Below are 8889 nucleotides of genomic sequence, written 5' to 3' on the forward strand. Positions count from 1 at the left end.
TTGATTTTTGCTACTGACGCGGCGCCTATGGAATTTTGTCGTGAAATTTAGCGACATCGCGCGGCTGCAGGCGTCTTCGCATACGCAATTTATTTAGGCTGTTGCTTTAAAATTTAATTATACGAGCGGATATTTTTTTGCAAACTGCCGCATGATTTTGATGCGCAGATGAAAGCGTTACGTTTAAAGACGCCTCACGCTTTAAAATTGGATTTAATTTAAATAAAGTGTGATTAAAATGCGATTTAAATTTTATGTACCACGGGTGTAAAATTTCGGTCGTAAAAGTGAGTCTGTAGCAAAAAAATTATTTAAAATTTACAGTGTACAAAACGCCTTTTGAAATTTAAAAATTTTTAAGACGAACCTAGGTACTTTTCAAAAATTTAATACGCGAAATTTAAACTTTGAATAGAATGCGCCGTCCAATCCACGCTATGCTTTTAAAATTTAATATGCTAAATTTTAAACGCTGGGTTCAAATTCCGCCACCATAATTACTTTTAAGATTTAAAGCACAAAATCAAATCGCTCTATCGTACGGCCGTGGCAGTGGCTTTAAATTTTAATATGCAAAATTTTAAATCAAGTGTCGCACGTACGACTAATCGCAGCCGTACACTTGAAATTTAAATCGCAAAACTTAAATTATAGAATTTAACCGCGCGCGCCGAAAAAAAAAGGGGGGCTAAAAATCTAAAACGCCCTTGCTGACTTAGATGCTAAAATCCTCGCCGAGGTAGAATTTACGGACATTCGGATCGCTGGCTATCTCTTTTGCGGTGCCGCCGGCGAACAGCTCGCCGTCTTTGATGACGTAGGCGCGGTCGCAGATCGCGAGCGTTTCGCGGACGTTGTGATCGGTGATGAGCACGCCGATGCCAAGATCGCTTAAATCGCGTACGATGTTTTGGATGTCGCTAACGGCGATCGGATCGACGCCCGCAAACGGCTCGTCCAAAAGCAAAAATTTCGGCGTTATCATCAGGCTTCGCGCGATCTCGCAGCGCCTGCGCTCGCCGCCGCTTAGGCTCACGCCTTTGCGCAATCTGATCGGCTCGATGTTGAGTAGATTTAGCATCTCATCGACCTTTCGTGAGGCTTCGGCTTTATTTTTATAGGTAATCTCTGCAGCGAGCATTAAATTTTCTTCAACGCTAAGCTCCTTAAATATGCTGCTTTCTTGTGGCAGGTAGCCGATGCCGAGCTTAGCGCGTTTGTGAAGCGGAACCTTTGCGATGCTGCTCTCATTAAGCAAGATATCGCCACCGCTAGCGCTTATCAGCCCGCAGATCATATAAAACGTCGTGGTTTTGCCCGCTCCGTTGGGCCCTAGCAGCCCTACGATCTCGCCATTGTAAAGCTCTAGCGAGATTCCTTTGATGATCGGCGTACCTTTTATGGTTTTTTTTAGACCCCTGACTTCCAGTTTATGCATAGCTTACCTCGTATTTTCGCCCTTGCGCGTGCGGCGCGATCCTCACTACGCAAAAATCAAGCTCATATTTTTTAAGTAAATTTATCAAATTTTCGTCCGCCCATTCGATAAGATGAAGCCCCTCTTCAAATAAATTTTCAAATAGTCCGTTTTTTAAAATCCCCTCACAGCCGCCGTTATATATGTCGTAATGATAAATTTCGCCGTAGTTTTGCATGATCGAAAATGTCGGCGAGCTTACGTGCTCGTCTAATCCGTGAGCCCGCACGATCGCGCGCGCAAGCGTCGTTTTGCCGGCGGCGAGATCGCCGATTAGCAATATTATGCCGCTTTTTGGCAGAGCCTGCACGAGGCGTGAAATTTCATCCTCGCCGCAGATGAGTTCAAAGCTCCTGGACATACTTTGCCTGCTCGCTTTTGGGCGTATTTTTCGCGCTAGGAAAGGCTAGAACCTTAAAGCTTTGTTTTCTATCCAAAAAGCTTATCGTGATAACGTCGCCGATTTTAAGCTCTTTGGCGGGCTTTGCTACGACGCCGTTTACGGCTACGACGCCGCTTTTGCACATATCTTCGCTGATGGCGCGCCGCTTGGTGATATTGACTGCGTTTAAAAATTTATCGATTCTCATAGGCGTGAGTTTAGCGATATTTGCCTTAAAAGCAACTATTAAACTATTTTTGGTAGAATTTCGCCAAATTTTACGTAAAGGATTTGAGATGGCAAAAAAAGATGTAAAAAAGGTCGTTTTGGCGTATTCCGGAGGACTTGATACTAGTATTATTTTAAAGTGGCTCGGCGATACTTACGGCTGCGATGTGGTGACTTTCACCGCAGATATCGGTCAGAATGAGGATTTGGAGCCGATCAAAAACAAAGCTGTGAAACTGGGCATCAAAAAGGAAAATATTTTCGTAGAGGATCTGCGCGAGGAATTTGTACGCGATTACGTATTTCCGATGTTTCGCGCAAATGCCGTCTATGAGGGCGAATATCTTTTAGGCACATCGATTGCGCGCCCGTTGATCGCTAAAAAGCTAGTCGGAATTGCTAAAAAAACCGGCGCGGACGCCATAAGCCACGGCGCTACGGGCAAAGGAAACGATCAGGTTCGCTTCGAGCTTGGCGCATATGCGCTAAATCCCGATATTAAGGTGATTGCGCCGTGGAGGCTGTGGGATCTGAACTCTCGCGAGAAGCTTCTTGCTTACGCTAAGAAAAACGGCATCGACATCGCCTCAAAGCCCGGCAAATCGCCGTATTCGATGGATGCGAATATCCTTCACATCTCCTACGAGGGCTTGGTGCTGGAAGATCCCGCCCATGCGCCTGAGGAGGATATGTGGCGATGGACTGTGAGCCCTAAAAATGCGCCCGATAAGAGCGAGATCATAGAGATCGAATACAAGCAGGGCGATCCCGTAAAGCTAAACGGCAAGGCGCTTAAACCGCACGAGATGCTAGCAGCGCTTAACGAGCTTGGCGCTAAAAACGGCATCGGCAGGCTCGATCTAGTAGAAAATCGCTACGTCGGCATGAAGAGCCGCGGTTGCTACGAAACTCCGGGCGGCACGATCATGCTAAAGGCTCACCGCGCGATCGAGAGCATCACGCTAGATCGAGGTGCGGCGCATCTAAAAGACGATCTGATGCCGCGCTACGCCGAGCTTATCTACAACGGCTTTTGGTTCAGCCCTGAGCGCTTGCTGCTTCAAGAGCTGATAAACAAATCCCAAGAGCACGTAAATGGCGAGGTTAAGTTAGAGCTTTATAAGGGCAACGTGACCGTGCTAGGCAGGGAAAGCAAGAGCGATAGTTTGTTTAATACCGATTTCGTGACGTTTGAAGAGGATAAGGTTTTCAATCAAAAAGACGGCGACGGATTTATCAAACTAAGCGCGCTAAGATTTATCATCGCGGGCAAGAACGGACGCAAGCTTTAGCTGAAATTTTGCCGCAGGTCGGGCAGGCAAATTTCACAAAACGAAATTTTAAAATTTATCGGAAAAGTAGAGAGCGGCTGCAGGCGAATTTCATAAAATTTCACGAAATTTTAGATCCGCCCGCGCCGCTTATAAAATTTTATAAATTTAAAGCTAAATTTAAAAGGATAATGGATGAAAGTATTACTAATAAAAGACGTTAAGGGGCTCGGAAAGGCGGGCGAGGTAAAGGAGGTCAAGGACGGCTACGGCAATAACTTCCTAATCGGTAAAGGCTACGCCAAAGCCGCTACGACGGAGGTTTTGCGTAAATTTGAAGCGGATAAGAAAAAGCAAGCCGAGCTAGAAAAATACGAGGTCGCAAGCTTGCAAAAACTAGCCGAGGAGCTAGCTAAGATCCGCGTAAAGATCGTAAAGCAGACGGGCGAGAGCGGCGCGCTTTTCGGCTCAGTGACCAAAGATGAGATCGCAACCGCGCTAAAAGAGCAAAAAAGCATCGAAATCGATAAGAAAATTTTAGAGACTGAGGCTATCAAAACGACCGGGATCTACGATGTAAATGCCAAGCTAAAGCATGGCATAAGCGCTAAATTTGAGATAGAGGTGGCTAGTGTTTGAAGCGACTACCATTTTAGCCTACAAAGGCGCGAAGGGCTCCGTCATCGGCGGTGACGGGCAGGTTACGTTTGGAAACACCGTCTTAAAGGGCAATGCGACTAAAATTCGAAAGATCGGCAAAGAGAGTAACGTCTTGGCGGGCTTTGCGGGCAGCACCGCCGATGCGTTTAATCTTTTTGATATGTTTGAGAAGTGCTTAGATGGCGCAAAAGGCGATCTTTTAAGGGCCGTGATAGAATTTAGCAAGCAGTGGCGCAAGGATAAATATCTGCGCAAGCTCGAAGCGATGATGCTGGTGCTGGACCGCAAAAATATCTTTCTGCTTAGCGGCACGGGCGATGTGGTAGAGCCGGACGACGGCAAGATCGCAGCGATCGGAAGCGGCGGAAATTACGCTCTTAGCGCGGCGCGAGCTTTGGATAAATTTGCAAGCTTAGACGAAGAGGAGCTTGTAAAGCAAAGCCTTAAAATCGCGGGCGAGATTTGCATTTACACGAACGAAAATATCAAAACATACGCAATTTGGGACGAAAAGAGATGATGACGCCACGAGAAATTGTAGAGAAACTAGACGAATATATAATCGGACAAAATAGCGCCAAACGCACGATAGCGGTAGCTTTGCGAAATCGCTACCGCAGAATGGCGCTTGAAGATGAGATGAAAAATGAGGTGATGCCTAAAAATATCCTGATGATCGGCTCTACCGGCGTGGGCAAGACCGAAATCGCGCGCAGACTTTCGAAGATGTTTGGACTTCCTTTTATCAAGGTCGAGGCGAGCAAATACACCGAGGTGGGCTTCGTGGGGCGCGACGTGGAGAGCATGGTGCGCGATCTGGCCGCTGCGTCGGTAAATTTAGTGCGCGGCGAGGAGTTTGAAAAAAACAAAGACAAGATCGATGATTACATCAAACGTAAAATTTTAGAAAAAGTCCTTCCGCCGCTTCCGCGCGGAGCGAGTGAGGAGAAGGTCGCAGATTACGAAAAAAGCTACGAAAAGATGGCGGCCAAGCTCGAGCGCGGCGAGCTGGACGATCTTAGCATCGAGATCGAAGTGAGCGAAAATGCGCTCGAATCAAATCCGAATTTGCCGCCCGAGATGGCGAATATGCAGGAAAGCTTCATCAAAGTAATCGGAATTTCGACGCGCAAAAGTAAAAAAGAGATGAAGGTTAAAGACGCCAAAGTTGCCCTTAAAAGCGAGGCTAGCGAGAAAGTTCTCGATATGGAGAGTATCAAAGCCGAAGCCGTTAGGCGCGCGCAAAACGAGGGCATCATCTTTATCGACGAGATCGATAAGGTGGCGGTCTCAAGCGGCAATAGCGGCAGGCAGGATCCGAGCAAAGAGGGCGTGCAGCGCGATCTGCTTCCGATCGTGGAGGGCAGCAGCGTAAGCACGAAATTCGGCAATATCGACACCGATCACATCCTTTTTATCGCCGCGGGCGCCTTTCATATCAGCAAGCCGAGCGATCTCATACCCGAGCTTCAGGGGCGCTTCCCGCTTCGCGTCGAGCTTGACAGCTTAGACGAGGCGGCGTTGTGTGAAATTTTAACCAAGCCGAAAAATTCGCTTCTTAAACAGTACTCGGTGCTTTTGAAGACCGAGGGCGTGGAGTTGGAATTTAGCGAGGATGGGGTCAAAGCGATTGCGAAATTTGCGGCGAGCACGAACGAAAAGGTCGAGGATATCGGCGCTAGAAGGCTACATACGATAATGGAAAAGGTGCTTGAGGATATCAGCTTCGAAGCGGATAAGTTTAAAGGGCAAAAGATCGTCGTGGATGAGAAGCTCGTAAGCGAAAAGCTCGCAGGCATCGCAAGCGACGAGGATCTGGCAAAATATATTTTATAAGGCGGCGCGGTAGCTACTTTTAGAATTCTGCAGAGTCGCGAAATTTAGCGGTTTTGAAAATTGCAAAGCGTTAGAATTTTAGGTTTGAAATTTAGCGAAATTTTAAAAATGCGCAGAATTTAATCCTTTTAAATTTGGCGATACTTTGAAATTTTAAGTCTGTAAAATTTCAGGAATGATCTAAATTTTATGCAGTGCTGACTATATATAATGTCGGCGTGGGATAAAATTTAAAATTTCGTAGATAATTTACGAAGTTGCAGGATTCGCGGCTCGCGAGATTTAAAGTGAATAGAATTCTGCGCCGAGGCGGGTAAAATTTATCGCTATCGCGCGGCTTGAAATTTTAAATTTTACCCACTTATGTGATGGCAGAATTTCAAAATTTAGCCGCTCGTGCAAGAGCCAGCCTGCGCAAAACGAGATTTTAAATTTGCTTGCTATGGTTTAATGCCCCAGTCGCAAGCAGGATAAAATTTTATAAATTTAAGGAAAATATGAAAAGCGGATTTGTAACGCTCATCGGGCGGACGAATGCGGGCAAGAGCTCGCTGTTAAACTATCTCTGCGGCGAGAAAATTTCGCTCGTCTCGCACAAAATCAACGCCACGCGCCGTAAGATTAACGGCATCGCGATGAACGGCACAGATCAGGTGATTTTCACGGACACGCCGGGGCTGCACGAAAGCGCCAAGCTGATGAATAAGCTGATGGTCGAAGTAGCGCTCGGAGCTATTGAGGGTTGCGATTTGGTGCTGTTTTTGGCGCCGGTACACGATGATACCGCGGAATACGAAAAATTTTTAAATTTAAACGCAGGCATCAAACACATCGTGATTTTAACTAAAATTGACGAAGTAAATGACGAAAAGATCGTGCAAAAGCTGCTGCAATATCAAAAATTTACCGATAAATTCGAAGCGATAATCCCCGTTAGCATCAAAAAAAAGGTCTATAAAAAGCAGGTTTTGGACGAAATTTGTAAAATTTTGCCCGAGCACGAGTATTTTTACGACCCCGAAATTTTAAGCGCGACCAACGAACGCGAAATTTATCGCGACTTCATACTTGAGGCGATCTTTGAGAGTATGAGTGACGAGATCCCGTATTGCAGCGATGTCGTGATGGAAAAAGTGGTCGAAAAACCGGGTCTAACCTCGGTGTATGCGCGGATCATAACGGATACCAATTCTCACAAAGAGATGTTGATCGGCAAAAACGGCGAGGCGATCAAACGGATCGGAATTCGAGCCAAAAAGTTAATTTCAAATTTTTCTAAGGTCAAAATTTACTTAAAATTAACAGTTTTTGTAAAAAAAAGCTGGAAAAATGACGAATTTATGGTGAAAACCGATTTTATCTATTGACATTTTATTTTATTTCTATTAGTATTAGCAGCGTAGAAAATTTCATTTGGAAGTGGAGTGTTATGGCAAAGAATAGTAAAAATGCTAGTTCGATTGTTGCGATTAACAAAGTCACGCAAACCATATTCGGTCTAAGTGAGAATGAAGTTTTCGAGCACGACTTCTCAAAAGCGAATCGTGCGAAGGAAACTTACGTCTCATATATTCCGTATAAGGATATAATGACTGCGACGGTCGAGATAAGCAGATCGGTAGAGGACGCGGATCTTTTAGATGCGATCGTCGTTAAGGTGTATGAGGAGCTGGGGCTTGACACCGCTTTGGATTACAAAATCACCTATAGTGAGGTAATAGGCGCTGGCGGCGATGATAGAATTTTCAACGTCTTTGTCGTAGATAATGCCAAACTCACTTCAGAATTCGATGCGATAGCCGCTAGGACGAACTACATCGACTATGTGGCTATGGCTCCATTTTTATACGAGGGCTTGTATAATAGAGGCGTCCTAACTCGCGACGGGATCGACTGCTTCATCTACTTACAGCGCGACGATGCGTTTTTGGTAGTGTATCAAAACGGCGAATATTTTCAATCTCGTCAAGTAAGATACAACCTAAAATTTTTGCATGAAAAATATGTTGAGCTAGTCGGCAGTAGAGTCGATGAAGAGAGCTTTTATAGATTGCTCTCCAAACAGGGAGTAAATTTAGAAAATCCGACCGAACGCGATTATATGATCCAAATTTTTGACGATATGTTTTACTACATCAACGACGTGTTGAACGGTATTAGTAAAATTTACAACGTCAATATTCAAAATGTCTATATCGGAACGGATATCGGTAAAATTCCTGCGATCGAGGTTTTCGTAGAAAATAATCTAAAGCTAAGATACAAGGATTTTAATTTTAACGTTGCAATCAACGCAAAAGATTATCCGCTCACTCAGCTAGATATTTTGATGTTCTTGGTAGGTCAAGATTATTTGGTTACCAAAGATGACGATCACAACTACTCGCCGTTTATGAGACCTCCGCCTTTGACCCAAAGATCAACCGGCAAGCTGATAGGCTATATGTTGTTAGGTTGCTTACTTGGGGCTGTGTATCCTGCGTATAACTTCGGCTATGGATATTATAATAATATGGTAGCTAATGATAAAACTAGCGAATATCAGGGTTTAGAAGATCAGATGGTTCCTGCTAGAGCAGAAAATGCGCGTTTGGATAAAGAGACTAAAGAGGTAAATGCCCAGGCTGCTAAGAGTGGTAAGGAGCTTAACGATAGGCGCGATCTAATTAATGCCATCTTAGACAAGAAAAACAATTACGCTATGAAGGGTGTTTCTATTTTTGAGCTAACCAATATGGTCGTTAAAAATAAAGGCAATATGGTTAGGATCGGTGATGAGAATAGGACTTTAACTGTTCAGGTGCGCACCAAAAACGATAAGCAGATGACCGAGCTTTTAGAGGATATCAGTAAAAAAGAGGTGTATGGCGTGGATACTAAAACAATCGCGCTACAAGAGGGTAATAAAACCGTCTTTTACGATAGCAACATCAGTGTGGAGGTTAGATAATGAAAAAGAAAAGTTCATTAGATCAACTTGATCAATGGTTCGCCTCCAAGGGAAATAGTGCAAATAACTATTTTTACATAGCTTT

General features: G+C 44.7%; 9 protein-coding genes. 6 read left to right on the forward strand and 3 right to left on the reverse strand.

The window, feature by feature from the left end:
* Nucleotides 1-715 precede the first annotated feature (715 nt).
* From lptB to Q0537_RS07960, 3 genes are read right to left on the reverse strand one after another with little or no spacing between them, the layout of a single operon-like run.
* Complete coding sequence (gene lptB / locus Q0537_RS07950; RefSeq protein ID WP_299226845.1) at nt 716-1438, reverse strand: LPS export ABC transporter ATP-binding protein; 723 nt, start codon at nt 1436-1438, stop codon at nt 716-718.
* Complete coding sequence (tsaE, locus tag Q0537_RS07955; RefSeq protein WP_299226848.1) at nt 1431-1838, reverse strand: tRNA (adenosine(37)-N6)-threonylcarbamoyltransferase complex ATPase subunit type 1 TsaE; 408 nt, start codon at nt 1836-1838, stop codon at nt 1431-1433. Before tsaE ends, lptB begins: the two co-directional genes overlap by 8 nt.
* A complete protein-coding gene (locus Q0537_RS07960; protein ID WP_295152076.1) occupies nt 1822-2067 on the reverse strand; it encodes a S4 domain-containing protein in 246 nt (81 codons plus the stop codon). Before Q0537_RS07960 ends, tsaE begins: the two co-directional genes overlap by 17 nt.
* 88 nt (nt 2068-2155) lie before the next feature.
* Here Q0537_RS07960 and Q0537_RS07965 point away from each other — a divergent pair, with 88 nt between their 5' ends.
* The 6 genes from Q0537_RS07965 (at nt 2156) to Q0537_RS07990 (ending at nt 8804) form a co-directional block, all read left to right on the forward strand.
* Nucleotides 2156-3379 carry an argininosuccinate synthase gene (locus Q0537_RS07965; protein ID WP_299226851.1) on the forward strand — a complete coding sequence of 408 codons (1224 nt, stop codon included), beginning with the start codon at nt 2156-2158 and terminating at the stop codon, nt 3377-3379.
* A 174-nt stretch (nt 3380-3553) separates the two neighbouring features.
* A complete protein-coding gene (rplI, locus tag Q0537_RS07970) occupies nt 3554-3997 on the forward strand; it encodes a 50S ribosomal protein L9 (RefSeq protein ID WP_299226854.1) in 444 nt (147 codons plus the stop codon).
* On the forward strand, nt 3990-4538 hold the full coding sequence (gene hslV / locus Q0537_RS07975) for an ATP-dependent protease subunit HslV (protein ID WP_299226857.1): 549 nt from the start codon (nt 3990-3992) through the stop codon (nt 4536-4538). The genes rplI and hslV overlap by 8 nt, the downstream gene beginning before the upstream one ends.
* The gene (gene hslU / locus Q0537_RS07980) at nt 4535-5854 is read left to right on the forward strand and encodes an HslU--HslV peptidase ATPase subunit (RefSeq protein WP_299226861.1); all 1320 of its coding nucleotides are present in this window, start codon (nt 4535-4537) and stop codon (nt 5852-5854) included. Before hslV ends, hslU begins: the two co-directional genes overlap by 4 nt.
* A gap of 497 nt (nt 5855-6351) precedes the next feature.
* Nucleotides 6352-7221 carry a GTPase Era gene (gene era, locus Q0537_RS07985; protein ID WP_299226863.1) on the forward strand — a complete coding sequence of 290 codons (870 nt, stop codon included), beginning with the start codon at nt 6352-6354 and terminating at the stop codon, nt 7219-7221.
* Nucleotides 7222-7283: 62 nt separating this feature from the next.
* A complete protein-coding gene (locus Q0537_RS07990) occupies nt 7284-8804 on the forward strand; it encodes a hypothetical protein (RefSeq protein ID WP_299085650.1) in 1521 nt (506 codons plus the stop codon).
* The last annotated feature ends 85 nt before the right edge of the window (nt 8805-8889 follow it).

Origin of the sequence: uncultured Campylobacter sp., from assembly GCF_938017775.1 — a bacterium.
GTDB lineage: Bacteria > Campylobacterota > Campylobacteria > Campylobacterales > Campylobacteraceae > Campylobacter_B.